The following is a 25,598-nucleotide window of genomic DNA, read 5'->3' as shown; positions in this document are numbered from 1 at the left end:
GGGCGCACGGCGCGGCACCAGGAGACCGGGAGGTCTGTCACGACGTCCGGTGGTGCACGGTGCGGGGTGGCGCCCCAGCTTCACGTCGAGGGGTACTTCCCACGCCCCCAGGGAGCTCCCATGTTCACCCGCGCAGAGATTCACAAGGGCATGAAGGTCCGAGGCAATGACGGCCACGTCATCGGCCACATCGTCGACATCACGGAGAAGGAGCTCATCGTCGAGAAGGGCCTGCTGCGTCGTCACGACTTCGCGGTGTCGTTCGACGACGTGAGCGAGGTGCTCCACGGCGAGGTGGTCCTCCACCACGGCCGCGACAGCCTCTTCTCCGCGCCTCGCGAAGTGGCCCACGTGCAGCACTGAGCGCGGAGACCGTTCGCCCGCCGCGCCATCAATGGCAGCCTGACTCTTCCAGACTCAGGGAGTGACAGGCTGCAGGAGCCCAGCCGCGGTCAGCACCTCGCGCACGTGCTGCGCCAGCGCAACATGCTCCGGGTTCGTCGCCGTGAAGCGCTCTGGAGTCAGGATGACGAGTGTTCCTTTGCCTTCGATCGGCTCGATGCGCACGGGAGCTGGCAGGGGTGGCACCCTCCCACGTCGCAGGGACAGGTATGTGACCCAACCGACGAAGGTCCCTGTCCTGGTTCCTTCAGGGAGCGTCTCGCGGTGCTCCCACGACGTAGCCAGCGCCCAGTCCGCATCCCAGGCTGAGGCCATGCTGCCCACCACTCGGGGCAGTACAGGAAGCGTGAGCATCCGCTCCGCGCTCGGCCCGCGCTTGGGGAGCGTCAGCGTGCAATAGTTGGGGACGGCCTCCGAATAGGCGCCCGAGGTGATGCGCAGCGCTGCGCAATCTCCCGCTGACCCTCCATTGTCGAACCAGAAGCTGAAGCCCAGTTGCTCGATGACCGGGCCTCCTCGTTCGCGGTTGACGCCTCGCCGGAACTGCTCGGCAAGAGTCGGCATGTCTGGCGGCATCAACGAGACCATGGCCGCCAAGGCGCGGGACTTGGTTGGCTTGTACCAGTGCGCGAGAAGCGGGTCGCACTCCGCCAGGCGGTTGAGCAGGGTTGCCGTGTGCAAAGCACAATCTTCTGGGGACTCCTTCCGAGGCCCCCAGTAGGCGCCGGCGTAGTAGGCCTCGGGACGGGGAGCGGCCTCGGGTGTTCTGGCCATGGTGTTCTCCTCAGAGGGCGGGAGTGTGGAGGACCTTTATGCCTTCGATACCCGCACCCTCCAAGAGCCGTCGGAACGCGGCGGCGGCCTGAGCTTCGGCGACATGCCATTCAATCGGGATGCCCAGACCGCGGACCTTGTTGGTCTGCCGCTGTGCCTGGTCGACGAGCCCCTGTGCTCCGGAATATCGGAACCATTCCTTGGGCTCCATCTCATCGAAGAATTTCGCATACCCGGGGCCCTTGGCCTCCAACAGCACGCCCTTCTTGAAGCCATCGAACTTCACACCTCCGGCCGGCGCACTCATCCCTCCGACCCAATAGGCATCGTCGGCGGAGTGACCCGTGATCTGCTCCTGGTAGCGCCGGGCAGGTGGCTTCATGGCCTCCTTCGCGGGCCCCCAGTGTCCTGGCTCCTGGGCTGGCGTACCGTCATTTACCGCCGTGGTTGCCCGTTGAAGGATGACGGCTGCCCCAGGCCCCCCTCCGAGTACTGCCACCGCGCGCCCAACAGGAACTGCCACGCGCTCGAGGGTCAGCGCCCCCTGAACGGACAGCGACAACACCGGCACCGTGGCTTCCGCTCCCGCCATTGCTCCGGTCACCGTGCGCGTCGTCGCCCCGGCCATCCCTGTCGCGACGAGGAGGTTCGTAGCCAGCTCCGCCACCGCCTCGATCTGCTCCCCCTGGGGCAGATGCCGGAAGCGCTCGAAGTACTCCGGGGACGCCTCGATGAGCGCGGCCACACCGGCGGGCAGACTCTTGAGCGCGGCGATGCTGTCCAGCGGGTACGTGAAGAAATGGCCGATGGAGAGCGCCAGCTTCACGAGCGCCGATTCGGCCCCGTCCAGCGTGCGGCCCACGTAGTCCGCGTCGTCGTAGACCTCCGCCAGCGGGCGTCCATCCACTTCCCGCAACTCGTCATCCAGCAGGCGATAGACGCCGGTGCGCCCCGCATAGAAGCGCCCCAGCTCGAACTGATGTGCGCGAAACGCGCCGTCCTTCCATTCGATGGGAGCGACTCGCTGCTGTGTTCTCCCAGTGACGACCCACGCCATGCATCCGTCAGGACGCAGCACCGCCAGATGCTTGAATCGCTCGACCTGTCGCACCAACTCGGCGCGCGACATCTCCCCGCGCTCCACCACACCGCGCAGGACATGGCCCACCGCGAGTCGCGAGGGGAACTGGCCCAGGGACACGGGCTTGCCGAGCAGTGCACTCAGCAGTCGCACCGCCTGGGCAGGGGTGAGAGGGCCGCCTGGAATCGGCCGCTCGTCCCGCTCCTCAATCCCCGCGTTCGTCAGCAAGGCTTCCCACGCATCCACCTGCGACGCAGGGGGCACCACAGCGCTCCCCACGGTGGGGCTCACATCGTTCGACGTGCTGACACGAAACCCTCGACGGTGCCGGGTTCGGACGTCACCCGAGGGTCCAGCCGATGTGTGAAGCTGGGGCTCGCGAGGCCTCTCCCCAAGAGACTCGCGCGTCATCCCCGGGTGCGCTGACACCTGCGTCAGCGAGGCGCAGCCGGTGGCAAGCAGCGCCACTGTCACGAGCAGGGCGTCAGCGCGCATTGTCCACCCCCAGGCCCACCGACGCGAATGCCCCTGGTCGCAGCGTTCCTGCTGACGTGGGAAACAGCAGCGTGCCGCCTGTCCCCATCGCGTAGAGCTTCCCGCCGAGAAACCTCCAGCGGACTTCCGCCGCTCCCAGATAGCGCGCCCCGGGCTTCCCAGCTCCGACGACGAGGCCCTTCAGCGACAGGTCCAGCGCACGTTCGAAGAGCTGCACCGCCACACGCCCATCGACGTCGACGCGCCCCCAGGAGAACGCCTCCGCCCCCAGCGACAGCTTCAGGTGTTTCCGAAGCCCTCCGTACTGGACGGCATCCCAGCCGACCTCCGCCTCGCCGAAGACCGAGTAGCCATGGGGGAAGGGCGCATCCGCGAGTGGACCCCCGTCCGGCCCCGCCGCCTGGAAGCGCGCCAGCTCGTAATCCACGCCGAAGAAACCTTGCCGGAAGCCGCCATGCTGGCGCCTTGCCTCCAGCCTCAACCACAGGTCCACCGTCTGCGTGATGGACTCCATGCCCAACCCGGCCACCACACCCCAAGCGTCAGAGTCTCCCGGCTTGCCTCCCCAGCCCGCGAAAGCGTGCGCCTCAAATGCCGGACGTACCCAGAACACGGCCACGGCATCCAGGTGCGCCAACGTCACCGGGGGCGCGCGCCCTCCAGCTCGCCCCCAGTCGTGCGCGGCGGACACGCTCAACGTGTAGCGCGACCGCTGCTCGGGCTTGCCGAAGAGCACATGCTCGACATCCAGTTCAACCTCGCCCCCCATCAGCCGCGCCCCCAGCATGTCCGAGGAGAACGCCTCCACGTAGACAGGCCCCAGGGACCCTGTGACGACACCTGCGACGGGGTGGTAGTCCGGGTTCGCGCGGTGGGCGTAGCGCCGGACGAGGTGGCCCGTCAGCAGGGTGTAGCTCTCCAGTTCGCCGAACCACAGCGCCCAGGGCGCATTGTCCGAGCCCAGCTTGAGACTCCGCACCAGCTGTCCCCAATCGGAGAGGGAGTCCCAGTCCTCGCGCCGGAACACCCCGCCGCCATCTGGCCCCCACAGGCGCAACCGCACGGGAGCCCCGAGGTTGACGCCAAACTCCGCGCCGTACTCGAAGACGAAGGTGGGCTCTATCTGGAGAAATCCCTCCTCCGTCCCCGCGCCACCGCGAGTCATCAGCGCCCACGGCATGGCCTCGACGCGCAGCAGGTTCGTCCATCGCGCCTCTTCCCCCAGTTCTTCGGGTAGTGCCGGTGCCTCGACCTCGTCTGCCCGAGAGGCCCCCGACAGCAACAACAGCAGCGCCGCCAGACAGCTTCGCCTCTCGTGCATACACGCCTCCGCTGCGTGCCCCGCATGAGCCACGAAGAACACACGTCGACCGGGCGACTCGCGCCGCGCCGGTGGAGGGTCAGTGGTGGTGAGGGAATGCGGGGTTCACTTCAAGGTACCGCCAGCGCTCCCCGACTTGAACGACGTGGCAGGTCCAGGCGTGAGGAATCTCCATCCACTCCCATGGCACCCAGCGCTACTCCGCGCGCACCGCCTCGGCCGCCTCCGCCGTCAGCGGGGCCTGACTCCAGCCCGCGCGAGCCTCGGACTCGCGCGCCGCGCGCTTGCCCTCCGCGACATCCACGCGCCACAGCACCAGCGCGCCCGAGCCGAAGAAGACCAGCAGCGACAGCACCGCCTGCCGGCTGGAGCCCGTCAGCTCCACCGTCGCCGCGAACACCAGCGGCCCCGCCACCGCCGTCACCTTCTCGAACACGCTGAAGAGCCCGAACATCTCCGCCGCGCGGTGGCGCGGAATCATCTGCGCGAACATCGAACGGCTCAGCGCCTGGCTGCCGCCCTGCACCATGCCCACCAGCAGCGCCAGCGCGAAGAAGTGCACCGGCGAGCGCATGAAGTAACCCAGGAACGTCACCACCACGTACACCGCCAGCGAGAACATCAGCGCCGGCTTCGGCCCCACCCGCGACGCCGCGCGGCCGAAGAGCACCGCGCACGGCACCCCCACCGCCTGCGTCATCAGGAGCGCTCCCATCAGCGCCCCCTGGCCGATGCCCAGCTCCGTCCCGTACAGCGTGGACAACCGGATGATGGTGCCGATGCCGTCGCTGTAGAGCAGGTACGCCACGAGCAACAGCAACGCCTCGCGGTACTGGCGCAGCGCGCGGAAGGTCTCCGCCAGCTGAGCGAACACCCCACCCAATGACAGCCGCGGCACCTGCGCGTCCCCCGTGGGCCGGGGCTCGGGGATGCGCAGGAACAGCGGCACCGAGAACGCCGCCCACCACACCGCGACGGTGAGGAACGCCACGCGCGAGGCCGACGCCGCGTCCGCGAGCCCGAACCACGCGGGCTTCACCAGCATCACCAGCTGCACCGCCAGCAACACCCCGCCGCCCAGGTAGCCCAGCGCGTAGCCCGCGGTGGACACCCGGTCCAGCTCCTCGTCCCGGGCCACGTGGCGCAGCAGCGCATCGGAGAAGACGATGGACCCCGTCAGCCCCACGTTGCCGATGCCGAAGCACCCCAGCGCCCACTTCCAATCGCCGGGCCCCACCAGGGCCAGCCCCACCGTGGACACCACGCCCAACGTCAGGAACACCCCCAGGAGCGTCTTGAGCCGCCCCGCCCTGTCGCTCAGCGCGCCCAGCACGGGCGACAGCACCGCCACCGTGCCCAGCGCCAGCGCGGTGACGAGCGCGAAGCGACTGGAGGCCACGTCGCTCGGCAGGCCCTTGGCCGCCACGGACTTGTAATAGATGGGGAACACGACGGCGACGACCGTGGTGACGTAGGCGGAGTTGGCCCAGTCGTACCAGGCCCACGCGCGCAGCTCCGGCCGCGTGAGCCCCATCCGCGACATCAGCGCGCCCCAGGCACTCATGCGCTGAAGTCCACCCCGCCGATGGCGTCATCCCCCGTCGCCGCCTGGTACACGTGCCACGCGGCGGCCAGGTCCTGGAACGGCAGCCCCACCGCGCCGAACACCGTCACGTCCTCCGCCGACACACGCCCGGGTTTCAAGCCCGCGAGCACCTCGCCCAGCTCCGCGCGGATGACCTCCTCGCCCAGCCCCACGTTGCCCACCGCGCCCTGCGAGACGGCCAGGCCCCGGTGGTCACAGAAGAAGCGCGCCTCACGCAAGAGCTCCGCGGAGACCTCCGCCTTACCCGGCTCGTCCGCGCCCAGCGTGGTGATGTGCGTGCCCGGCCGCACCATCCCGGAGCGCAAGAGGGGCTCGCGGCTCCACGTCGCGGCGACCACGATGTCCGCGTCCTCCACCGCCTCCGCCACCGACTCCGCCGGCCGCACCGGCAGGCTCAAGTCCTTGTACATCCGGGTGGCGAACGCGTTGGCCCGGCCAGCGTCCACGTCGAACACGCGCACGTGTGACAGCGAGCGCACCAGCCGCAGGGACTTGAGCTGAATCCCGCCCTGCACCCCCGCGCCGATGATGGCCACCCGGCTCGCGTCCGGCCGCGCCAGCACGTCCGCGGCGAGCGCGCCCACCACGCCCGTGCGCACCGCCGTCAGGTGCCCGGAGTCCATCACCGCCATCAGCTCGCCCGTCACCAGGTCGTGCAGGTGCAGCACACCCTGGATGGCCGGCGTCCTCGCCGGGAACTTCGAGTGCACCTTCACCGTGTACGCGGGCACGCCGGGCAGGCTGCCGGGCAACAGCGCCATCACCGTGCCCTCGGCGTGCAGGGGCGCGCGGATGCGCTGGGGGGCCACCGTTCGAGCCAGGGCATCGGTGCGGAAGGCCTCTCGCAGGTCCTCCAACAGGGAGAGCGCCTGGAGGTTTCGGGACACATCGGAGCGGGTGAGCAGGAGGGTGCGCATCTGTCATCCACCCTAACCGAGCCCGCGCGGCGCCACAGCCCCGGACCTCATCCTCCGGGGCGAAGCGATGAGCGGACGACGGACGAAGCCCTGGCCCCACGGGGCGCGTCGGCCGCGAGCGCAGCGCGGCCCGGTGCGTCCCCGGGAGTCCAACACGGCGCTCGGGAAGCCGACGCCCGCCAGCCCCCCAGGGCGGACATACCCATGAAGACCCTCGTGCCCAGATTCGTGGCGGGATGACCGGATGGGGACTCGGGAGGTCGGTGATGCTGGGGCCGGACACAGGCGCCGCGGAGCACGGTGGAGCCGAGCGCGAGTCGCCGCGCCGGGCCTCGGAGTTCCTGCGCGCGCACCACCACGGGGTGCTCTCGGACTGGCTGGAGGCCATGAGCGCGCTCCACGCCGAGAACCCCCAGCGCCCCTCGTGGCTCCTGGACCACATGCCCCTGCTGCTCGCCTCGCTCGCGGACGCGCTGGAGCACGGGGAGCACGAGCGCGCCGACCCGCTGTCGGACGAGCACGCCACGGTGCGACTGGAGCAGGGCTTCGACGTGGGCGAGGTGGCGGCCGAGTACGCGCTGTTGCGCAAGTGCATCCTGCGGCGCCTGGAAGGACAGCCCCGGCCGCTCGACGTGGGTGAGCTGGAGCGGATGGAAGAAGCCCTGGACCACGCCGTGGTGCGCACGGTGCGGCGCTTCGCGGTGGAGCGTCAGCGCGACATCCAGGACCTGGAGCGCGAGGCGAGGGTGGAGGCCCAGCGCTCGCTGGCGCTGCTGGACGCGCTCCTCGCGGCCGCGCCCCTGGGCATGGCGTTCCTGGACCTGGACCTGCGCTACCTGCGCATCAACCAGACGCTCGCGGACATCAACGGCGCGCCGCCCGAGGCGCACCTGGGGAGGACCTTCCGGCAGATGCAGCCCCCGGAGCTGGCGGACCTGCTGGAGCCGCTGCTCCTGCGCGTGCTGCGCACGGGTGAGCCGCTGAACGGGTTCGAGTTCGCCACGCCCCCGTCCCTGATTCCCCAGCGCGGCAAGCGCGTGTGGCAGGCGACGTTCTACCCGGTGCTCGCGCCCCTGGGCTCGCGGCTGTTGGGCCTGGGCTGCGCCGTGGTGGACATCACCCAGCACAAGCAGACGGAGGCCGCGCTCCAGCGGGCGGTGGACTTCCGCGAGCAGCTGCTCGCCATCCTGGGCCATGACCTGCGCAACCCGCTCAACGCCATCAGCGCGTCCGCGTTCCAGCTCGCGCGCGCCGAGGAGCTGGAGGCGCCCGAGCGTCGGGCCGTGGAGCGCATCCGCAAGTCCGCCGGGCGCATGGGGCGGATGATTACGGACATCCTCGACTTCGCGCGCAGCAAGCTGGGCTCGGGCATCCCCGTCTCGCGTCAGTCGATGAACCTGGCGGACATCTGCCAGGCGACACTGGACGAGCTCCAGGTGAGCCACCCCGAGCGCAGGCTCCTGTTCGAGTCGTCCGGCGACACCTCGGGCCAGTGGGACCCGGACCGCGTGGCGCAGGTGCTGGGCAACCTGGTGGCCAACGCGCTCCAACACGGCGGGCTCGACTCACCGGTGGCCACGTCGGTGCGAGGCGGCGCGGACGTCGTGCTGATGGAGGTCCACAACCAGGGCGAGCCGATTCCGGCGGAGCTGCAGCCGCGCCTCTTCGACCCGTTCAAGCCGTCGGTGGGCGCCTCATCGTCGTACCAGAAGCAGCGCAGCCTGGGCCTGGGGCTCTACATCGTCCACCAGATCGCGCGCGCGCACGGAGGCCGCGTGGAGGTGCGCTCCTCGCGGGAGGAGGGCACCACGTTCCGGGTGTACTGGCCGCGTCGCACCGCCTGACGGGCGTCACTTCCCCGGCGCGGAGACGGGCTCGGGGGCCACGGCCAGCAGGTACACGGCCTCGGCGAGCATGCGCGTGGTCAGGTCCAGGTTCTCCAGCGAGATGGACTCATCGGGCGCGTGGCCGGTGTACTCGTCGCCGGGGAAGCCGGGGCCGAAGTCCACGGCCTTGGGGAACAGGCGCGCGTAGGTGCCGCCGCGCACGGACGTGGGGACGGCGTCCGGGTCGTCGCGGTGACGCTTGTAGATGGCCATCAGCGTGGTGACGAGCGGCCCGGTGGTGTCGGCCACGTGCGGGTCACCCACGTAGCGCTCGCCGGCCTCCGTCACGCGGCCGTCCGAGTCCTGCCCCACGAGCAGGGCGGCCTGGTCCAGCGCGGCGTTGAACCGGGCGGCGTCCTGGCCGCGGGGGCGGCGCATGTTGACGCCCAGGCTCACCTTGCCGTCGGCCACGCGGAGCATCGTGGGCGCGACGAGCAGCGGCCCCATCAGCGCGGCGTCGGAGTACTCGACGGCCAGCTTCTGGCCGTGGTGGTCGCCCTCGAAGCGCAGGAACAGCACGCGCAGCATGGCGGCGATGCCGTTGTCCTCCAGGATGAGGCGCGAGGAGACGGCGGACAGGCCCCACAGCGCGTTGACGCCCTCGTTGGCGACGGAGGAGTGCACCGCCTTGCCGTGCACGGTGAGCAGCACCGCGCCGCCCTCCTCCTTCACGTCGGCCTTGAGCCAGGAGCGCGTGCGCTGCTCGTCGGCGACGGCGGCGCGCACGGTCTCCAGCGCGACGGGCAGCGAGCTGCCCTCGCCCGGGAGCAGCTTGAGCGTGGCGGTGCCGGGGACCTGCGTGAGGAACTCGCCGCCCTTGGCGTCCACGGGGCGCAGCGCGAACCTGGAGGACTTGCGCGCGGGGCCCACGGGCGCCGACAGGTTCCACGCGACGAAGCCGGACTGCGCGGCGACGACGGGGAAGCTCGAGTCGACGGAGATGACGTGCGGGGCCTTGGGCTCCATGGCCGCGTACTTCAGCATCCCCGTCCAGTCGCTCTCCTCGCCGTTGCCGATGATGACGAGCACCTTGCCCTGCGGCTCGAGGCCGAGCTGCCGCGCGTAGTCGAGCGCCACCAGCGCGGAGGCCAGCGGCCCCTTGTCGTCCTCGACGCCCCGGCCGTACAGGCGGCCGTCCTGGACGTAGGGCTCGAAGGGCGGGCGCTTCCACTCGTGCGCGGGGGCGGGCACCACGTCGCCGTGGAAGACCAGGCCCAGGGCGGGGGCGCCCTTGCCCCAGGCAATCTCGAACACCTCGTTGGCGCCCACGGCGCGCCAGGCCATGTCGTGGGCCTTGGCCCACTTCTGGAGGAAGCGGCCCATGGCGGCGATGCCGGGGTTCTTCGGCGCGGGGGCCTCGCTGCTGACGGTCTTGAAGCGCACCAGCTCCTTGGTGAGCGCGACGACCTCGTCCAGGGCGCAGGCCTGCACGTAGGCGGCGTGGCGGGCCTGGGGGCTTGCGCCCTTCATGGCGTCCTCTGAGAAGCGGGCGGCGCGGGCCTTGGGGGTGCCCTGGCAGCGGGGGTCCGGAGCCGCGAGTGCGGCGGAGGGGACCAGACAGCAGAGGGCGGCGGCGATGGGGAGGCGCATGGCGGTGGGAGACCCTATTTCAAGAGGGCAGGTCGTCCTACCTCGGCGGAAGGGTTGCTTCCCCAAGTGACGCCCGGCAGGCCGCTCGCTGCCCATGGGGGTGAAACTGGAGGGCGGGAGCGCTATTCCTCCGGGCATGTTCTTCGACACGACCAAGAAGCTGAGGATGCCGTCCCCGGCGGAGGCTTTGCCGGGCCGGACGGACGAGATGCCTGTTCCGCCCAAGCACGAGGTGCTGGGCACGCCGCTGAAGGGGCCGGTGCCGGAGGGGTACGAGGTGGCCATCCTCGGGCTCGGGTGCTTCTGGGGCGCGGAGCGGAAGTTCTGGCAGACGCCGGGCGTGTACAGCACGTCCGTGGGGTATGCGGGCGGGCTGACGCCCAACCCCACCTATCGTGAAGTGTGCAGCGGGCAGACGGGCCACAACGAGGTCGTCCGCGTGGTGTTCGACCCGAAGAAGCTCACGTACGAGCAGTTGCTGCGGGTGTTCTGGGAGAACCACAATCCCACGCAGGGCATGCGTCAGGGCAACGACGAGGGGACGCAGTACCGCTCGGGCATCTACTACACCAGCGAGTCGCAGAAGCGCATCGCGGAGGCCAGCCGGGACGCGTACCAGAAGGCGCTCGCGGCGAAGGGTGTGGGGACCATCACCACGGAGATTGTCCCCGCGCCCGCGTACTACTACGCCGAGGACTACCACCAGCAGTACCTGGAGAAGAACCCCGGCGGGTACTGCGGCCTGGGCGGCACCGGCGTGAGCTGCCCCATCGGCGTGGGCGTCAGCGCCTGAGCCCGTGACGTGACGCATCGGGAGGCACCTCGCGTGCCTCCCGACGGAGCCTCATCCAGGTCGCGCGGTGGTGCCTTTCTCCGAGGCCCCGACGTCGACAGCGACCACCTCCGACTCGCTCAACTCCGGCGCGAGTCTCTCGATGACGCGCTCACTGCAGACCACGAGGCTCGCGCTGGGCCGGGCGAAGTCGACATCGGGGAGCGCGGTGACGCGCAGCTTTCCGAGCGGTGGCCGCGCGAAGGTCGTCCGGCCGCAAGTAGCACAAGGCTCGTGAGCCTCCGCTCCGACGATTCTCCCGCCGGGCAGGACCTCGAGCTCCACCAACTCCACGCCGCGCGCCGCCTTGAAGCGCGTGGGGACCGGGACAGCCCCCGTGAGCCCTTCGAGCTTCGCCATCACGTCTGGGTGCATCAGCAGCAGCCAAGGCATGTGGACGACGACAGGCGCGAAGCGACCCCGAGCCCGTCCCGTCAGCGGCCCGAATCCCGAGCCGGGGCCCACCGAGGCACCGGGTGGCAGCAGGGGTAGCACCCGTTCCCGAAGGCTCGTGAATTCAGCCCAGGGCACGCACCTCGGACGCGCGTAGTCCTTGGAGCCCGCGAGCGCTGACAGGTCGACGGTCGGATAATCGTAGCCACCTCCGCCCCACGTGGCGCCACAGGTGGAGCACTCGACGCCGGGCAGCTGCCACGGACGCCCCAGGTCATAGCCCCCCGTCCATCTGGAGTCCGCGCTCAGCTCCTCTCGCAGCGTGTAGTAGCGCATTCACTCTCCGGATGCGGTCAGCAACGAGAGTCGCTGCCAGTACGTCGTGGGCATGCCCACCAACCCATAACGTTCCACCATCTTCCCTCCCTGACGGAAGTGGTCTGCGCGCGATGCGGTGTCCCGGTTCTCGTCGATCCAGATTCTCCAGTCGCGGTTCCAGGGACCTCCGTTGGCGCCTGCATGAACCCGCTGGTGCTCTTCCACGGCGACCAGCAGGGTGTACTTGTGGATCTCGATGCCGATGGTGGCGAAGTACGGCTGGAAGGCCCTGGGAAAGATGTGGTGTCGCTCCTTCGGCCGTCGTTTCCACTCCGCGATGGCCTTCCGGACGGACGTGGCGCTCGGCAGTTCTTCACGCCGATACCACGGGATGATGAACACCGGCGTTCGCCCCGGCAGAGGAATGGCTCCGCCCCAGTAGCGCTGGATGCGTGCGGTGGCGCCCGAGGCAGCCTGGCCAGGCGCGACACGCAACGCATACGGAGGCGATGCGAGGTCTTCACAGCGATAGAGGCCGCAGCCCTCATCATCGCAGGCTGGGGCATGACAGTGGTCCTCGTCGTGCCCAGCGGAGCTGGCGCAGCTCTCCGCCGAGTCCTCCACGCCCGTGTCGAACAGTTCGTCACCGCGCGCGAACTGCGGCGCCGACGTACAGCCAGACAGCAGGAGCAGCACCATCCCAACCAAGCGTCTCGACATGAACGTCCCCCCGGAACATGTGCGTCGCGAGCTACTCCACCACTTCCAATCCGCCGTTGTCGGCGGCGATGGCGGTGAACGCGCCCCAGTGCAGCAAGGCGTTGCGCAGCGACTTGCCATCGTGCGGGAACGACTCGAACCCGGAGACCACGAGCTCGCCGCGAGCCTCGACCGCCTGACGCAGCTCCGCTTGCGTGTCGTTCCAGCGCTCCTGGAGCGTGGCGAAGAACTCCGAGGGCACCTCCTCCTGCATGAAGCGGCGCATGCTCCGCGAGATGCGCACGCACTCATCGGGGTCGAACTGGTTGCCCGCCTCACCGAACCGGTCCATCGCCAGGAGCTCCGACCCGTCCGCAGGCTCCTCGGCCACGACCCCGAGCAAAATCATCGCCTCGATGAGCATGTCCAGCTCGACGTACCGCAGGCGGTAGTCGACCGGATGCTCCGGGTCGAGCGGCGGATACCAATCCGGCAACGAGTCGGGTGGCTCGACGATTCTCAGGGTGATGGTCATGGGACGCCTCCACGTGTGTCGTCCCTCTGGACTCTGGAACCCGCGGCAGAACCCGTCAACGAGCGTGGGACCGGTGGGTCCCGTCGACCCACCGTGACGAATACACACGCTCTCACGAACCGAGATTCATTGGAGCCACACACGTGTCCGCAATGGCTTCGTGATTCATCCGTATCGGCTTCGCATCCGGTATGTTCCGCCGGGACGGCGTGACGAGACGCAACACCGCGTCACGCCAGCGGATAATCCAGCCAGGGACACCACGTCCCGGTGATGTATCAGAGGGGGAGTCACAACATGCGTGTCGACGGCTCATCACGCCCGACGCAATCCGTCTCATCCGAAGGCGCAACTGAAACAGCCCGGACTGAGACCCGCACCGAGAACAACGTCGTCAAGGAGGAGTCCTCTCGCGCGGAGGGCTTCGATTCGACCTCCAGCTTCGAGGAGGACAACGGCGGCGCGGTCCACCGCGAGCGGCTCCAACCGCCGCCGCCTCCACCGCCACCTCCTGAAGAGAAGGAGGAGGAGCCCGCACCCCTCCCGCTCCGGGACCTGAAGCGCGGCGACACCGGCCCCGACGTGAAGGCGGTGCAGGACGCGCTGGTGAAGCTGGGCTACCTCACCGAGGAGCAGGTGGCCACGGGCCCCGGACAGTTCGGCCCGAAGACCGAGGCCGCGCTGGAGCGCTTCCAGGCCGAGCACGGCCTCACGGCCTCCGGTGACTATGCGGGCAGGACGCGCGAGGCGCTCGGCAAGGCCCTCACGGAAGCGAAGTCCTCCGGCGGCGCGCGCCGCCCCGCCATGTCCGCCGAGGACGCGTTCATCACCCAGTTCACCTCCGAGTACAACCCGACCGGTCCTCGCGGCAGCACCAACTGCGGCCCCGCGAGCCTCGCCATGTCGCTCGCGTACACGGGCCACATGCCCGCGGGACTCACCAAGGAGCAACAGGTCGACTACGCGCGCGCGTTGATGAGCCCGCGCCGCGAGAGCGAGTTCACCTACGTGAAGGCCTCCGACGGCACCCGCGTGCCGCAGCTCGACCGTGACCGCGAGCTCACCGGCGGCACCATGGTGAGCGACGGCGTCAAGGGCGCGGGGCTCGACGCGCGCTACGGCCAGGGCTGGGAGGAGCTGGACCGCCAGCTCGCCGCGGGCAACCCCGTGGTCGCCAACGGTCGGACGAACGCGGCCTGGCGCGAGCAGTTCCCCGAGCGCATGGGCTCCGGCGACATCGGCCACCTCAACGCGATTCTCGGCAAGACCTCGGATGGGAAGTACCTGGTCGCGGACCCGCTCCACACCGGCGGCCCGGTGGCCATGACGCGCGAGCAGCTGGGCGTCTTCTTCTCGCCCACGCGAGGACAGCCGTCCTTCACCGCGCTCCAGGGTGCCTCCACGAACCCGGCCGCGGACGCGGGTGCACGCGCGGGAGGCAGCGTGGGCGCGGCGGTGGCGAAGCGCCTGGAGGACGCCGCCCGCGACGTCCCCGCGCCGAAGCCCGAGCCCTTCCTCCCGAACCCCGGCGTGAGCACCGTCGGCGGCTCCGGCACGGACGTGAAGACCCGCGCGGCCCAGGACGCGAAGGCGCTGGAGGCCACCCTCCAGACGAGCCTGGAGCAGGGCGCGCGTCAGTTCGAGCGGCTCATCGCCAGCAACCCGGACCCCGTCTACCAGGAGGCCTTCGTCCGCGCGGCGGAGCCGTCCCTCGCGAAGATGGGCCAGCTCTTCGCCGGCGTGTCCCCGGAGACGAACCGCAAGCTCCATCCGCCCGGCGCGCAGAAGCCGCCGGACCTCAATGACCGCAAGGTGCTCGAGAAGCTCGCGAACGAGGAGACGCGCATCGAGCACGAGACGTACTACGCCCTCGCGCGCGCCACCGAGCACCTCAAGGACCCGACGGCCGGACGCGTGGGCAAGGCCTTCACGCGCGACGCGCCGCCCACGCTCGTCAACCTGTCGCTGACGAGCGCGGTGCGCACGTCCCTCAACTTCGGTCTCGGCTCACGGCTCGCGTTCGACATCGAACGCTCCCTCAGTCGCGAAGAGGTCATCCCCCCGGGCAGCACCGCGCCCTCCTACGGCACGGCCCAGGCGGCGCTGCACCAGACGCTGTGGAGCACCCTCGACGGCATCCGCGGCCAGTTCGCCACCGCGGCGGACAAGGCGCAGCTGCACCAGCAGCGGCTCACCGAGCTGCTCAGCGGCCCCGCCGCCGTCCTCTCGCCCGAGCAGCAGAAGGCCTTCATCGACACGTACCTGCGCCAGGGCAGCGTCCAGCAGGATCTCGCGGAGCACGAGCGCCTGGGCAAGCTGCTCTCCACCGCCGCGCCGGATGGCGTGCCCGTGGGCTCGGACGATGCGCGCGTCAAGGCGCTCGCGCGCGAGCTCCCCCGACTGGCCGAGACGAAGGGCGGCGCCGAGTACCTCGCCGCGCAGCTCACCGCGAAGGCGGAGGACAAGCCGCTCTTCCTCGACGTGGTGGGCGCGCTGAAGGACGGCAAGGACTTCGACGAGAAGCTCGCGCTCGCGCTGGTGAAGAGCGCGGGCACGGTGGCCCTCATCTCCGCCGGCGACAAGTCGCCCGCTGAGGCGCGGAAGGTCTTCGACGGGCTCGCGCGCTACGCCGACGTGTTCGGGATGAAGTCGAGCGACATGAAGTCGTACTTCCGGCTGCTGCGCGACATCAAGCCCGGCTCCACCGACGCGCAGGTGCTCGAGACGACGAAGTCGCTCAAGGCGCTGCTCACGGACCAGGAGACGGGCCTGCCGTTCGCGCCGGACTCCCCTCGCGGGCAGGCGCTGCGGACCCTGGGCATGCTCGTCACCACCACCGCGTTCGTCGGAGACGCGACGGGCTGGAGCCAGGCGGACCTCGCGTCGAGGCTCAAGGTCGTCGGCGACGGCCTGAGCGTCACGGGCGACGGGGCCACGGTCATCACCAGCGTGCTCGGCAACACGGCGCGCTGGTCCTCGGCCGTCTCGGCCTTCGGCAAGGTGTCCGCCCTGGGCGCGGTGCTGGGCGCGGCCGGCGACGCGATGCAGAGCCTCCAGTTCCTGCGGAAGGGCGACGGCTGGAAGTTCGCGTCCTCGGGAGCACAGGCGCTCGGCGGCGCGCTGATGGCGGGAGCCTCGCTGTTCGGCATGGCGCCGGGCTTCCAGATCCTGGGGGCGGCGCTGTTCCTCGGCGGGCTCGGGCTGAAGTACCTGGACCCCGCGGACGCGCGCCTGCGCGAAGAGCAGGTGAGGCTGCTCACCGCCAGCGGCATGGCGCCGGGACTCGCGAAGGGCCTCATCCACCTGGGCCCCGACCTCCTCGACAGCCGCCTGGTGCAGGGCGCGGGCATGTCACCCGAGCAGGTGCAGACCTTCCTCACCGCGCACCCGGACGTGGCCCAGGACGCCCTCCACCTGGACAGCCTCGCCCAGGCCGCCAGCGCGATGAAGATGAAGGGAGCGCACTTCCAGGAGTTCATCGAGCGGCTCGCCAAGGCCCACGGCGTCGACATGGCGACGCTCGGCCGTGAGGTGCACACGCTGTTCTTCGGACACCCGCCCTCGGGCGGCGCGGGCGGTGGTGAGCAGTACCGCTCCCAGGGCGACGAGTTCCGCGCCTGGGTGCAGCAGCGCACGCCCGACGTCGCCGCGTGGGCGAAGCAGCACGAGTCGCCCTGAGCAGCGCCCTCCGGTCCGGGAGCGCGGCCCGCCTCGCCGCGCTCCCGCCCCGGGGCGAGCCCTCCACTCCACGTCTCGGGACAGCGATGAGCGCGGGGCGCCGAGGAGCTCCCTCGCGCCGCGACGCCGTCGGTACCCGCCAGCCGCACGCGCCACGTCCGCGCACCCTCGGGATCACTGTCCGCGACGCGACGCGGCGGCCACACACCCTGATGGAAATCCTGCATGCGCGCGCCGCGGGCATTTCTCGACTTAACGCGTTATCCGGTCCCGGTTTGACTTTCTTTTTCGTCCGAAGAAATAGAATCAGCCGCGAAAGGAAAGGACCGCTCGGACGCAGCCCCATCCCGGTATGCGTTTGTTCATCCCCTCCCCCACTTTCTCCAGCGGCCCGCTTTTCATTCCATGCGATTACCAACTCCTCTCTTGCAGGCACTGCACCGTGTCAGGAATGCGCTGACGCGAGCATGCGCCGTGGCGGTGGTGGTGGGTGTGGCGGGGTTCGCCTCGGACGCGAGCGCCCAGGCGGGCAACCTCGCCCTCAACCGGCCCACGGTGACGTCGTCCTCCGAGCCCGGGCTCGGGGGCACCTACGCCGTGGACGGAGACGGCGGCACGCGCTGGGGCAGCGCGTTCACCAACAACGAGTGGCTCTACGTCGACCTCGGCGCGAGCACCTCCATCAACCGCGTCGTGCTCACGTGGGAGACCGCGTACGCGCGCGCGTACACGGTGCAGACGTCCACGGACGCGACGAACTGGACGGACATCCGCGCGGTGACGGACGGCGACGGCGGCACGGATGACCTGACGGTGACGGGCACGGGCCGCTACGTGCGCATCCTCTGCACGCAGCGGGGCGCCATCGACTACGGCTACTCGCTGTGGGAGCTGGCCATCTACGGCGGCGGCACGTCCACCACCGGAGACCTGGCGAAGAACCGCCCCGCCACGGCGTCCAGCGTGGAGGCCAACGCGGCGCACCTCGCGCCCGGCTACGCGGTGGACGGCAACACGACGACGCGCTGGTCCTCGTCGGAGGTGGAGGCGCAGCCGTGGATTCGCGTGGACCTGGGCAGCGCGCAGACCCTGGGCAAGGTGGTGCTCAACTGGGAGGGCGCCTACGCGGCGACGTACGTCCTCGAGGGCTCGACGAACGACTCCACCTGGGCGCCCCTCGCCTCCAACGTCACCGACGGCGCGCCGGGGCGACGGGAGGTCACGGTGTCGGGCTCGGCCCGCTACGTGCGCGTGCGCGCGCTCACCAAGGGCACCGGCTACGGCATCTCCCTCTGGGACTTCGAAATCTACGCGCCCGGCCAGGGCCCGCAGGAGCCGCAGCCGCAGACGACGAACCAGACCATCAAGCTGATGTTCCCGGAGCTGGCGTACGCGAAGATCAACGTCTCGCCCGCGCCGGTGAGCGTCACGCCGACGCCCGAGGAGGGCAACACCACGCCGTCGGTGCGCAACCCTCCCGGGCCCTTCACGTATGAAATCACCTTCGCGCCCAACACCACGGTGACGCTGTCGAAGAACCAGTTCTCCCCCACCGCGCCCAACACGGACATCCGGCTGGTCGTCACCGCGGCCAACGGCACGGTGCTGCGCGGACAGAGCGTCACCGCGCTCGCGGTGCAGGGCGCCGAGTGGAAGGTGGAGATCTACTCGACGGGCACCGGCCCCGACCGCGACCGCACCATCATCCCGGACCCGTATGTCGCGCCCGCGCCGCCGCCCGTGTCGGGAGCATTCGCGCTCGTCGCGCCGGCCAACGCCGCCATGGTGACGAGCACGCGCCGTCCCACGCTCCAGTGGGCCGCCGTCTCCGGCGCGGCGAACTACAAGGTCTACCTGAACATCAGCCGTGACGACTACGACTGGATGGCGGCGGGCAGCCTGCTGGACCGCTACACGCTGATGACCACCACCACGGCGACGTCGTGGACGCTGGACAGGGACCTGCCCGACCGCTGGACGTACAAGTGGTACGTGGTGGCCACGCAGGGCAGCGGCGCCACCAGCCGCTCGGACCTGCGCACCTTCAGCCTGTACCTGCCCGTCGTGGAGACGGCGGACGACGGCGTCGCGCTCATCAACGGCATGCGCGACTTGAACAAGAACGGCGTCATCGACCCGTACGAGGACTGGCACAACCCCATCGCCACGCGCGTCAACGACCTGATGGCGCGGATGACCACTCGCGAGAAGGCGCTGCAGATGTTCTACGAGGCGAAGACCTTCCCCGAGGCGGGCTTCACCATGGGGCCGCTGAGCCCCACGGACATCGTCGCCTTCCAGCAGGCCTCCGCGGCGACGCGGCTGGGAATCCCGAACATCGACGCGGGCGACTCCATCCACGGCTTCAAGACGAGTTGGCCCACACAGCCGGCGCTCGCGGCCTCGCGGGACCTGGACACCATCTACGAGTTGGGTGACATGCAGCGCCGCGAGCAGCTCGCGGTGGGCAGCCGGGGCACGCTGTCGCCGCTGGCGGAGGTGGGCACCAAGGTGCTCTATCCGCGCATCCAGGAGGGCAACGGCGAGGACGCGGACCTGGCGGCGGGCATCACCCGCGCGCTCATCGCGGGCCTGCAGGGTGGCCCCGAGGTGAACCCGCACTCCATCTGGGTCACCACCAAGCACTGGCCCGGCCAGGGCGCGGGCGGTGAGGCCGGCATCACCTACGACGGCACCACCATCCACTACCACATGCGTCCGTGGCACGCGGCGCTGGAGGCCGGCACCAGCGGCATCATGCCCGGCTACGCGGGAAGCTGGCTGCTCGGCCCGGAGGGCTACGGCGCGGGCGACAGCGTGGGCATCCTCAACTACCTGCGCGTGAAGCTCGGCTACCAGGGCGTCATCTGCTCGGACTGGCTGCCGTCGGGGGCGTGGGTGCGCTCGGCGACGGCGGGCTCGGACGTCATGGGCGGCGCGAACCCCGCGCAGATGGGCGACTTCGAGACGGCGGTGCCGATTGCCCGCATCAACGAGTCGGTGCGCAGGATCCTGGACCTGAAGTTCCGCCTGGGCATCTTCGAGGACCCGTACCGCCGGGGGCCCGCCGGCACGTCCGAGTGGCACACGGCGGACCACAAGGCGCTGGTGCGCCGCGCGGCGCAGAACGCGATGACGCTGCTGAAGAACGATGGTGCCTTGCCGATCCGGCTCGGCGCGGGCTCGAGCATCGTCATCGCGGGGCCGTGCGCGGATGCGGGGCCATGCATGGTGACGTGGCGCTCGGACTTCCACGGCACGGAGTTCGGGGACCTGACCATCTACCAGGCCATCAAGCAGCGCGCCGAGGCGGCCGGAATCACGGTGTACAAGGACAACGCGCCCGCGGGCGTGACGCCGAGCGCCGCCATCGTCGTGGTGGGCGAGAGCTACTTCACCCACGGCACCGAGTGGGACAAGGAGAAGCCCTACCTGCCCGGCGACCCCATCGGCCCCGCGCACGACGCCAAGTGGGGCAACCAGTACGGCCTCATCACGGGCTTCCGCGCGCGCAACATCCCCACGACGACGGTGCTCATCCTGCCGCGTCCGTACATCCTCACCAACGTGGTGCCGCAGACCAACGCGCTGCTCGTGGCGTATCGGCCCGGAGACTCGGGCGGGCCCGCGGTGGCGGACGTGCTCTTCGGTGACGTGTTCCCGCGAGGCAAGCTGCCCTGGCAGCTGCCGCGCTCGCTGGACCAGATTGGCACCGACGTGGAGAACAACCAGCTGGAGCAGTGGGACCTCCCGTTCGACCTGGGGGCCACGGCGGCGCAGCGCGCGGAGATTCGCTCGCGCATCGCGCAGGGCCTGCCGGTGCTGCCCATCTACGGCAACCCGCTGTTCCAGTACGGCGCGGGCATCGAGGGCTTCGGGCTGTCGGACTCGACGCCGCCCACGGCCTTCACGCTGCTGACGCCGGCGCCGGGCTCCACCCTCACCACGCGGCCGAACTTCACGTGGACGGCGAGCAGCGACCCGCAGACGGGCATCCACCGCTACGAGGTGTTCCTCGACGGCAGCCCGTTCCCCGTGGCCACGACGCGCACGAACTCCGCGCCGGTCATCAACGCGGCGCTGGGCAACGGCCAGCACACCTGGTTCGTGCGCGCGTACAACTGGGCGGGCGGCGTCACGCAGTCGGCGACGGCGACCTTCACGCTCAACGACACGGCGCCCCCGGCGGCCTTCGCGGCGCTGGTGCCCTCGGCGGGAGCGTCGGTGCCAGGAGCCTCCACCACGTTCATCTGGGAGCAGACGACGGACGTGGGCGCGGGCGTGTCGAAGTACGTGCTGGTGGTGGACGGCGTGGACAGGACGCCGGACGTGACGCCCAAGGCGTACGTGGGCACGACGACGAACCTGGCGCTCGGGAAGAACGTCTCCGCGACGTCGTCGGAGTTCGGCAGCCCCAACGACGCGGTGGACGGCAACGCCACGACGACGCGCTGGGCCAGTCGCACGGACGTGCCCGCTCCCAACACCGAGTCCATCACCGTGGACCTGGGCGCGGTGTACTCGCTCAAGCGGGTGAACCTGCTCTGGGAGGCGGCGTACGGCAAGCAGTACGCCATCGACGCGTCGGTGGACGGGGCCACGTGGCGCACGGTGTACACGGAGACCAACGGCAACGGCGGGCAGGATGACCTGACGGGGCTGAGCGGCGTGGGGAGATACGTCCGCATGCGCGGCATCGAGCGCGGCACGGGCTACGGGTACTCGCTGTGGGAGCTCGAGGTGTACGGCGTGGGCACGGAGCAGGCGACGCTCACGGGCCTGTCCACGGGCAGCCACACCTGGCGGGTGCGGGCGGTGGACGGGGCGAACAACGCCACGTTCTCCAGTGGTCCCATCACGTTCACCAAGTAGCCTGAAGTCACCAAGGCTCTGGTACGTAGCCAGCTGGGAGGGCCCTCCGAGTCAGAGGAGGGCCCTCCCAGGGGGAACCGACCATGAAGCTCCAGAGAGTCCTTCCCGCTGCCCTCCTGCTGGTGACCACCGGCAGCGCGAGCGCGGCGGACTTCCATGTCATGACGCCGTTGGTGTGCCACACACGGGTCTCGCCCCTGTTCACCACGGGAGGCCAGTACCTGGACCCGAACAACGGGGTACGACAGAACGCCTGGTCCATGCTGATGCGATGGCAGGGCAACATCGCCTCGACGCCGGTGTCCTACAACGTCGGGGCCTTCACGGGGTTGAACGTCCCCGCGCCCTACTCCACGTGGCAGCGAGGCCAGCAGCCCGAGTCCGCGACGGGAACGCCCGCGACGCAGGTGCACTGCTACGACGCGGCCATGGGGCTCAACACCTGGACCACCCCCAGGATTCATGTGGAGGGCGGCGGTTACAACGACATGTTCGGCTACGCCTGGAGTCCAGGGAGCCGTCCACGGCCCTTCTCCCTCTACACCTCGCGCGATGGTGTGGTCGGCACGTGGCCCACGGAGCTGGTGCTCCAGGGGGACATGGCGGTGCCGCTGGTGACAGGGTGGAACACGTCCAATGGAGGGGCGACGTGGAACGTCTTGAGCAACCCGGGACCTGGGGACATCTTCAACTCGGGCGTGGCCCAGCTCAGCATGTTCGCGTACCTGCGCGACACCTCGCATTCGAACCTGCGCCCCATCGCCATACTCGCGGGGGTCTACGCGAACAACGGCCCCGCGGCCTGTCCCACGAACGGGCGGGGGAACATCAACTATGACTATCCGAGCGGCGTCTGGTTCACCGGCAACGCCCTGTGCACCACGGATGTGTCCACCGTGCGCTACACGGGCGCGACGACGACCACCTCCCATTTCTCGGACCTGCGCTTCTTCCGCGCCCACTACACGCGGCAGAACCTCATCAACCTCGTGCGGCGCATCAACAACCAGCAGTGCGCCAGCGATGCGACGGGGAAGCTGCTGGCGAACAGCTGCAACTGCCCGACGCCCGGGGTGAGCTGCCCGCCCATCGGATACTCCACCAATCCGGATGACTACGTCGTCGAGTACACCGGTGTGCTCGCGGAGATCATCCAGTGCAACCCCACCCAGGGCTGCGACACGGTCATCACCGACCGTCAGATTTCGATGGCGTCGCGAGTGCACGGCTACGGCGCCTTCTGGTACGTCCCGTAACGCGACTCCCGGGGCCCGCGTCCGTTCTCCTCGGGGAGCGGACGTGCAGGTGTGGGGAGTCATGGCGAAACTCGGTGACGGGAAGATGCTGGAACGGGTCATCCAGGTGCTGGATGACTTCTTCTCGGGATTCGACCCGGTCACGCCGGCTCCTGCTCCAGTGGCCGAGGTGCCCCCAGAGCTTCGTGAGCCGGAGCTGGAGGCCGCCATCCTCCGTGAGCCGGAGAACGACGACGGCTATCTCGTCTATGGGGATTGGCTGCAGGCGCACGGAGACCCGCGCGGCGAGCTGGTGGCGCTCCAGCATGCGGAGCTGCTCGCCACGGGGCCCGAGAAGAAGGAACTGGAGAAGCAGGTCGGCGACTTCCTGGAGCGCCATGCGCAGGGGTTGCTCGGGGAGCTGTACTTCCGGGACGGCCTCCATCCCTCACGCTACTCGGGGCTGTCGAGCGGCCGCGTGTACTGGCACTGGCACCTGGGCTTCATCCAGCGGGCATGGCTCGGGAGCAATCACGCGTACTCGCTGGACGTGCCTCGGGTGCTGACGAGCCTGCTCACACATCCCTCCGCTCGCTTCTTGCGTGCGTTGACGGTGGGGCTGCTCGACAACGACGCGGATTCGAATCACTACGAAGGCATCATCCAGCGCATCGCGCGACACGCGCCCGCGACGCTGCGGGAGCTGAAGGTCGCGGACGTGCTGGAGAACGAGTTCGGCCTCTCGCGCGTACAGCTTGGAGACGTGTCGCCCCTGTACGCGGCGCTGCCGAGGCTGCACACGCTGACGCTGCGGGGGGAGATGGTGCTCGGGGCCATGCACCTGCCGGAGCTGCGGGAGCTGACCCTCGAGACCTCGGGGCTGTCGCGCGAGTCCCTGCGGTCCATCCTCTCGGCGAGCTGGCCGAAGTTGGAGAAGCTGGTGCTCTGGTTCGGGTCGCCGGAGCACGGGGGCGACGTCTCGTTCGAGGACGTGCGGCCGCTGCTCGACGGTGCGGGGATGCCCAGGCTCGTGCACCTGGGGCTGTGCAACGCGGGGTTCACGGATGCGGTGTGCCAGGCACTGCCTTCGGCGCCAGTGCTGCGGCGGCTCACGCGGCTGGACCTGTCGCTGGGGACGATGACGCGAACGGGCGCGGCGGCGCTCCTGGGAAACGCGGGCGCGTTCGCGCATCTGGAGATGCTGGTCCTCACGGAGAACCTGTTGGACGAATCGAGCGTGGAGGCGCTGGAGACGCTCGGTCCAGAGGTCTGGCTGCAGGACCAGCGCGACGATGATGGGTCTGTGGGCAACGTGGCCCATCGGGACTGAGGGTCGCCGCGGCGCGAGTGACAAGCTGTCACGACAGGCTGTCATCGCGCGGGCGTGGGGGGATGACAGGACAGGCTTGGGTGGAGGTGCGTTGGCGCGCGTGCGGCGCGGCCCTCAGAGTGAAGACGTGCCCTGGCATCGTGATTGCTCTTGTCGTGTTCACCCCCGCGATGGGGAAGGAGGCAGGACACGATGAGTTGCTCATTCCGGAAGCAGATGTGTCAGTGGGGCAGTGCCATCATCCTGGCGAGCGCGCCGTTCGTCTCGTTGGCGGGTCCGCCGGTGGATGTTCCCCAGGCGGCGCCGAACTTCCTCCAGGCGCTCTCCCATGGGCCCGAGGACCTGGAGGTGAAGGCGACGGGGGAGAACACGTACTCGGTGCGGCGCAACCCGAAGGTGGAGCACGAGAAGACGTGCACGCAGAGCGGCGATGCGCGGTTCGTGCCTTCGTTCAAGGACGGCAAGGCGGTGGGGTTCAAGCTCTTCGCCGTGCGGCCCGGTTCCATCTACGCGAAGCTCGGGTTCCAGGAGCGGGACGTGGTGCAGAGCATCAACGGCATCACCCTGGAGACGCCGGAGAAGGCGCTGGAGGCCTACGCCCAGCTCGACACGGCGAAGCGCGTGGTGGTGTCCATCGACCGCGGCGGCATGGTCATCCGCAAGACGTACGACGTGGCGCGGTGAAGACAGCAGACGGCCCGGAGACGGGGGCGCTCCTCACGAGCGTCCGCTCGCGTCCCGGGCCGTGACGACAGCTCAGCCCAGGTTGTGGAACACGCGCTGGACGTCCTCGTCCTGCTCCATGGCGTCGACCAGCTCCAGCACCTCGGTGGCCTTGTCCTCGGGCAGCTCGATGAGGTTCTCCGCGATGTACTCGGAGTCGGCGGAGATGGGCGCCAGCCCCTTCGCCTCGATGGCCGCCTGGAGCTTGCCGAAGTCGGCGAAGTCACACCGGATGATGAGCTGCTTCTCACCCTTCTCGCCCGTGCCCTCGCCCATCTCCTGCAACCCGTGGTCGATGAGCTCCAGCTCCAGCTCCTCCTGGTTGAGGCCCTCCGGGTTCAACCGGAACACCCCCATGCGCTTGAACATGAACCCCACGCTGCCCGTGGTGCCCATGTTCCCGCCGTTCTGGTTGAAGTGCATCCGCACGTTCGCCACCGTGCGCACCACGTTGTCCGTGGCCGTCTCCACCAACAGCGCGATGCCGTGCGGCCCGTAGCCCTCGTAGAGGACGATTTCGTACTGCGTCGCCGTCTGACCGCTGGCGCGCTTGATGGCCGCCTCGACCTTGTCCTTCGGCATGTTCGCCGCGCGCGCGTTCTGCAACACCCGCCGCAGCGTGGAGTTCGAGTCCGGGTTCGGCCCGCCGGACTTCACCGCGATCGCAATGTCCTTGCTGATGCGCGTGAAGACCTTCGCCATCTTGTTCCAGCGGGCCATCATCGTGGCCTTGCGTGTCTCGAAAATGCGTCCCATGGGTCGAGCGACTCGCGAAGAGAGGGGGCGCCAGGCGCGCCCCAGGTGAAGAAAGGTGGTTGCTGTAAAGGGCCCGGCCAATCTAGCGCAACTCGGCTGGAGCGCCCGCGCTTCGTGTGCGGGGCGGCGTCCTGCCCGACGTTCGACCCGGGGAC

At 69.7% G+C, this 25,598-nt stretch carries 18 protein-coding genes; 8 read left to right on the top strand and 10 right to left on the bottom strand.

The annotated features are described in order from the left end of the window. Positions 1–120: 120 nt before the first annotated feature. Positions 121–363 (top strand): hypothetical protein, encoded by a 243-nt coding sequence (locus tag VZQ01_RS22355; protein ID WP_046716841.1) that lies wholly within the window; start codon positions 121–123, stop codon positions 361–363. Positions 364–417: 54 nt separating this feature from the next. Here VZQ01_RS22355 and VZQ01_RS22350 read toward each other — a convergent pair whose 3' ends face one another. The 5 genes from VZQ01_RS22350 to VZQ01_RS22330 form a co-directional block, all read right to left on the bottom strand. Beyond that, on the bottom strand, positions 418–1,176 hold the full coding sequence (locus tag VZQ01_RS22350) for an immunity 52 family protein (RefSeq protein ID WP_223783888.1): 759 nt from the start codon (positions 1,174–1,176) through the stop codon (positions 418–420). 10 nt (positions 1,177–1,186) lie between these two features. Next, positions 1,187–2,485 (bottom strand): Tox-REase-5 domain-containing protein, encoded by a 1,299-nt coding sequence (locus VZQ01_RS22345; RefSeq protein ID WP_426744388.1) that lies wholly within the window; start codon positions 2,483–2,485, stop codon positions 1,187–1,189. Between the two features lie 256 nt (positions 2,486–2,741). Next, the gene (locus tag VZQ01_RS22340) at positions 2,742–4,073 is read right to left on the bottom strand and encodes a hypothetical protein (RefSeq protein ID WP_426744386.1); all 1,332 of its coding nucleotides are present in this window, start codon (positions 4,071–4,073) and stop codon (positions 2,742–2,744) included. Between the two features lie 196 nt (positions 4,074–4,269). After that, positions 4,270–5,637, bottom strand: a complete 1,368-nt coding sequence (locus VZQ01_RS22335) for an MFS transporter (protein ID WP_267698991.1) — start codon at positions 5,635–5,637, stop codon at positions 4,270–4,272. Beyond that, complete coding sequence (locus VZQ01_RS22330; protein WP_046716845.1) at positions 5,634–6,596, bottom strand: ornithine cyclodeaminase family protein; 963 nt, start codon at positions 6,594–6,596, stop codon at positions 5,634–5,636. Before VZQ01_RS22330 ends, VZQ01_RS22335 begins: the two co-directional genes overlap by 4 nt. 266 nt (positions 6,597–6,862) lie before the next feature. Between VZQ01_RS22330 and VZQ01_RS22325 the strand changes: the two genes are divergently transcribed. Next, entirely contained in the window at positions 6,863–8,440 is a 1,578-nt protein-coding gene (locus tag VZQ01_RS22325; RefSeq protein WP_305070709.1) for an ATP-binding protein, read from the top strand. Positions 8,441–8,446: 6 nt separating this feature from the next. Here the strand turns inward: VZQ01_RS22325 and VZQ01_RS22320 are convergent, their stop codons facing one another. Further along, a complete protein-coding gene (locus tag VZQ01_RS22320) occupies positions 8,447–9,952 on the bottom strand; it encodes a Sapep family Mn(2+)-dependent dipeptidase (RefSeq protein ID WP_426744382.1) in 1,506 nt (501 codons plus the stop codon). A gap of 256 nt (positions 9,953–10,208) precedes the next feature. Between VZQ01_RS22320 and msrA the strand changes: the two genes are divergently transcribed. Then, on the top strand, positions 10,209–10,865 hold the full coding sequence (gene msrA / locus VZQ01_RS22315; protein ID WP_426744380.1) for a peptide-methionine (S)-S-oxide reductase MsrA: 657 nt from the start codon (positions 10,209–10,211) through the stop codon (positions 10,863–10,865). A gap of 51 nt (positions 10,866–10,916) precedes the next feature. On the opposite strand, the gene sitI6 is transcribed toward msrA, so the two are convergent. From sitI6 to VZQ01_RS22300, 3 genes are read right to left on the bottom strand one after another with little or no spacing between them, the layout of a single operon-like run. After that, entirely contained in the window at positions 10,917–11,633 is a 717-nt protein-coding gene (sitI6, locus tag VZQ01_RS22310) for a SitI6 family double-CXXCG motif immunity protein (RefSeq protein WP_426744378.1), read from the bottom strand. Then, positions 11,634–12,335, bottom strand: a complete 702-nt coding sequence (gene sitA6 / locus VZQ01_RS22305; protein WP_434223582.1) for a SitA6 family polymorphic toxin lipoprotein — start codon at positions 12,333–12,335, stop codon at positions 11,634–11,636. It lies immediately after the preceding gene. A gap of 31 nt (positions 12,336–12,366) precedes the next feature. Then, on the bottom strand, positions 12,367–12,849 hold the full coding sequence (locus VZQ01_RS22300; protein WP_223783881.1) for a hypothetical protein: 483 nt from the start codon (positions 12,847–12,849) through the stop codon (positions 12,367–12,369). Positions 12,850–13,146: 297 nt separating this feature from the next. Between VZQ01_RS22300 and VZQ01_RS22295 the strand changes: the two genes are divergently transcribed. The 5 genes from VZQ01_RS22295 to VZQ01_RS22275 all read left to right on the top strand — a co-directional run bounded on the left by VZQ01_RS22295 (position 13,147) and on the right by VZQ01_RS22275 (position 24,648). Beyond that, positions 13,147–16,527 carry a peptidoglycan-binding protein gene (locus tag VZQ01_RS22295; RefSeq protein ID WP_426744374.1) on the top strand — a complete coding sequence of 1,127 codons (3,381 nt, stop codon included), beginning with the start codon at positions 13,147–13,149 and terminating at the stop codon, positions 16,525–16,527. Positions 16,528–16,932: 405 nt separating this feature from the next. Beyond that, positions 16,933–21,399: a discoidin domain-containing protein gene (locus VZQ01_RS22290; protein WP_426744372.1), complete on the top strand. Its 4,467-nt coding sequence runs from the start codon at positions 16,933–16,935 to the stop codon at positions 21,397–21,399. Positions 21,400–21,482: 83 nt separating this feature from the next. Beyond that, positions 21,483–22,655, top strand: coding sequence for a hypothetical protein (locus tag VZQ01_RS22285; protein WP_426744370.1), 1,173 nt, complete (start codon positions 21,483–21,485; stop codon positions 22,653–22,655). A gap of 61 nt (positions 22,656–22,716) precedes the next feature. Further along, the gene (locus VZQ01_RS22280) at positions 22,717–23,964 is read left to right on the top strand and encodes a TIGR02996 domain-containing protein (protein ID WP_426744368.1); all 1,248 of its coding nucleotides are present in this window, start codon (positions 22,717–22,719) and stop codon (positions 23,962–23,964) included. 192 nt (positions 23,965–24,156) lie between these two features. Beyond that, the gene (locus VZQ01_RS22275; RefSeq protein WP_426744367.1) at positions 24,157–24,648 is read left to right on the top strand and encodes a hypothetical protein; all 492 of its coding nucleotides are present in this window, start codon (positions 24,157–24,159) and stop codon (positions 24,646–24,648) included. Between the two features lie 72 nt (positions 24,649–24,720). Here the strand turns inward: VZQ01_RS22275 and VZQ01_RS22270 are convergent, their stop codons facing one another. Continuing rightward, positions 24,721–25,443, bottom strand: coding sequence for a YebC/PmpR family DNA-binding transcriptional regulator (locus VZQ01_RS22270; protein WP_426744365.1), 723 nt, complete (start codon positions 25,441–25,443; stop codon positions 24,721–24,723). Positions 25,444–25,598: the final 155 nt, after the last annotated feature.

This window comes from Myxococcus faecalis, from assembly GCF_050039385.1.
Taxonomy (GTDB): Bacteria; Myxococcota; Myxococcia; order Myxococcales; family Myxococcaceae; genus Myxococcus; species Myxococcus fulvus.
Note: the sequence above shows the minus strand (reverse complement) of the source record. Positions and strands in the feature narration are given on the sequence as shown.

Coding starts and splice junctions, on each gene's coding strand:
- VZQ01_RS22355 (WP_046716841.1), top strand. CDS start 121: ATGTTCACCCGCGCAGAGATTCACAAGGGCATGAAGGTCCGAGGCAAT.
- VZQ01_RS22350 (WP_223783888.1), bottom strand. CDS start 1,176: ATGGCCAGAACACCCGAGGCCGCTCCCCGTCCCGAGGCCTACTACGCC.
- VZQ01_RS22340 (WP_426744386.1), bottom strand. CDS start 4,073: ATGCACGAGAGGCGAAGCTGTCTGGCGGCGCTGCTGTTGTTGCTGTCG.
- VZQ01_RS22335 (WP_267698991.1), bottom strand. CDS start 5,637: ATGAGTGCCTGGGGCGCGCTGATGTCGCGGATGGGGCTCACGCGGCCG.
- VZQ01_RS22330 (WP_046716845.1), bottom strand. CDS start 6,596: ATGCGCACCCTCCTGCTCACCCGCTCCGATGTGTCCCGAAACCTCCAG.
- VZQ01_RS22325 (WP_305070709.1), top strand. CDS start 6,863: ATGCTGGGGCCGGACACAGGCGCCGCGGAGCACGGTGGAGCCGAGCGC.
- VZQ01_RS22320 (WP_426744382.1), bottom strand. CDS start 9,952: ATGAAGGGCGCAAGCCCCCAGGCCCGCCACGCCGCCTACGTGCAGGCC.
- msrA (WP_426744380.1), top strand. CDS start 10,209: ATGTTCTTCGACACGACCAAGAAGCTGAGGATGCCGTCCCCGGCGGAG.
- sitI6 (WP_426744378.1), bottom strand. CDS start 11,633: ATGCGCTACTACACGCTGCGAGAGGAGCTGAGCGCGGACTCCAGATGG.
- sitA6 (WP_434223582.1), bottom strand. CDS start 12,335: ATGTCGAGACGCTTGGTTGGGATGGTGCTGCTCCTGCTGTCTGGCTGT.
- VZQ01_RS22300 (WP_223783881.1), bottom strand. CDS start 12,849: ATGACCATCACCCTGAGAATCGTCGAGCCACCCGACTCGTTGCCGGAT.
- VZQ01_RS22295 (WP_426744374.1), top strand. CDS start 13,147: ATGCGTGTCGACGGCTCATCACGCCCGACGCAATCCGTCTCATCCGAA.
- VZQ01_RS22290 (WP_426744372.1), top strand. CDS start 16,933: ATGCGATTACCAACTCCTCTCTTGCAGGCACTGCACCGTGTCAGGAAT.
- VZQ01_RS22285 (WP_426744370.1), top strand. CDS start 21,483: ATGAAGCTCCAGAGAGTCCTTCCCGCTGCCCTCCTGCTGGTGACCACC.
- VZQ01_RS22280 (WP_426744368.1), top strand. CDS start 22,717: ATGGCGAAACTCGGTGACGGGAAGATGCTGGAACGGGTCATCCAGGTG.
- VZQ01_RS22275 (WP_426744367.1), top strand. CDS start 24,157: ATGAGTTGCTCATTCCGGAAGCAGATGTGTCAGTGGGGCAGTGCCATC.
- VZQ01_RS22270 (WP_426744365.1), bottom strand. CDS start 25,443: ATGGGACGCATTTTCGAGACACGCAAGGCCACGATGATGGCCCGCTGG.